Raw genomic sequence first — 1,866 nt, 5'->3', positions numbered from 1 at the left:
GAAAGGTTCTTGGCCTTTCAAAACTAAACAATGCATGTCGAATGGCAGAATGCTCGACCTAGAGTCGAAGACAGTACCAGAAACGTTCGTCTCTGCTGTCTTATCTCTCCCTAGAAAGGAGGTGATCCAGCCGCACCTTCCGATACGGCTACCTTGTTACGACTTCACCCCAATCATCGCCCCCACCTTCGACGGCTGGCTCCTTGCGGTTACCTCACCGGCTTCGGGTGTGAATGACTTTCGTGGTGTGACGGGCGGTGTGTACAAGGCCCGGGAACGTATTCACCGCAGTATGCTGACCTGCGATTACTAGCGATTCCTGCTTCATGCAGGCGAGTTGCAGCCTGCAATCCGAACTGGGACTCTGTTTTTGGGGTTTGCTCCGGATCGCTCCTTCGCTTCCCTCTATTAAGAGCCATTGTAGTACGTGTGTAGCCCAAGCCATAAGGGGCATGATGACTTGACGTCATCCCCGCCTTCCTCCGCATTGTCTGCGGCAGTCTCTCCTGAGTCCCCGACGCTACTCGCTGGTAACAGAAGATAGGGGTTGCGCTCGTTGCGGGACTTAACCCAACATCTCACGACACGAGCTGACGACAGCCGTGCACCACCTGTTTTCTTGTCTTCCGAAGAAGAAAGGCATATCTCTATGCCGGTCAATCAATGTCAAGGCTTGGTAAGGTTCTTCGCGTTGCGTCGAATTAAACCACATACTCCACCGCTTGTGCGGGCCCCCGTCAATTCCTTTGAGTTTCAACCTTGCGGTCGTACTCCCCAGGCGGGATACTTATTGCGTTAACTCCGGCACAGAAGGGGTCGATACCTCCTACACCTAGTATCCATCGTTTACGGCCAGGACTACCGGGGTATCTAATCCCGTTCGCTCCCCTGGCTTTCGCGCCTCAGCGTCAGTGTTCGTCCAGAAAGCCGCTTTCGCCACTGGTATTCCTCCTAATATCTACGCATTTCACCGCTACACTAGGAATTCTGCTTTCCTCTCCGATACTCCAGTTCAGCAGTTTCCGTCCCCTCACGGGGTTAAGCCCCGCACTTTTAAGACAGACTGACTGAACCGCCTGCGCGCCCTTTACGCCCAATAATTCCGGACAACGCTTGCCACCTACGTATTACCGCGGCTGCTGGCACGTAGTTAGCCGTGGCTTTCTCTTACGGTACCGTCACTACGCATGGGTATTAACCATGCCTACATTCGTCCCGTATAACAGAGTTTTACAACCCGAAGGCCGTCTTCACTCACGCGGCGTTGCTCCGTCAGGCTTTCGCCCATTGCGGAAGATTCCCCACTGCTGCCTCCCGTAGGAGTCTGGACCGTGTCTCAGTTCCAATGTGGCCGTTCATCCTCTCAGACCGGCTACTGATCGTCGCCTTGGTGGGCCGTTACCCCTCCAACTAGCTAATCAGACGCAAACCCCTCCTCCGGCGATAGCATAATATAGAGGCCATCCTTTCCTCATAAAGTCATGCGGCTCTATGAGCGTATTCGGTATTAGCAGTCGTTTCCAACTGTTGTCCCCATCCGTAGGGCAGGTTGTTTACGCGTTACTCACCCGTTTGCCACTCGATCTCAAAAGAAGCAAGCTTCTTTTCATCTCTCGTTCGACTTGCATGTGTTAAGCACGCCGCCAGCGTTCGTCCTGAGCCAGGATCAAACTCTCCATGATAGTGTATGGAAAGAGCTTGTGCTCATTTCGATGTTATTGTTGTCTTACTTTTGACGTCTCAATTTCTTGAGACCTGCACTCTGGCGTTTCATTCGTTGCATTGTTCAGTTTTCAAAGGCCATGCCGCCGTTTGGCGACTCGTTTATCTTACCAAACTATTCCTAGTCTGTCAAGATCTTTTTTG

At 52.5% G+C, this 1,866-nt stretch carries 1 rRNA gene; it reads right to left on the bottom strand.

From position 1 onward, the window contains the following. Positions 1 to 114 precede the first annotated feature (114 nt). Positions 115 to 1,682 (bottom strand): 16S ribosomal RNA (locus tag HMPREF1250_RS04285). Positions 1,683 to 1,866: the final 184 nt, after the last annotated feature.

Origin of the sequence: Megasphaera vaginalis (ex Srinivasan et al. 2021), from assembly GCF_000478965.1 — a bacterium.
Classification (GTDB): Bacteria; Bacillota; Negativicutes; order Veillonellales; family Megasphaeraceae; genus Megasphaera; species Megasphaera vaginalis.
This window is presented reverse-complemented; position numbering and strand designations above follow the sequence as displayed.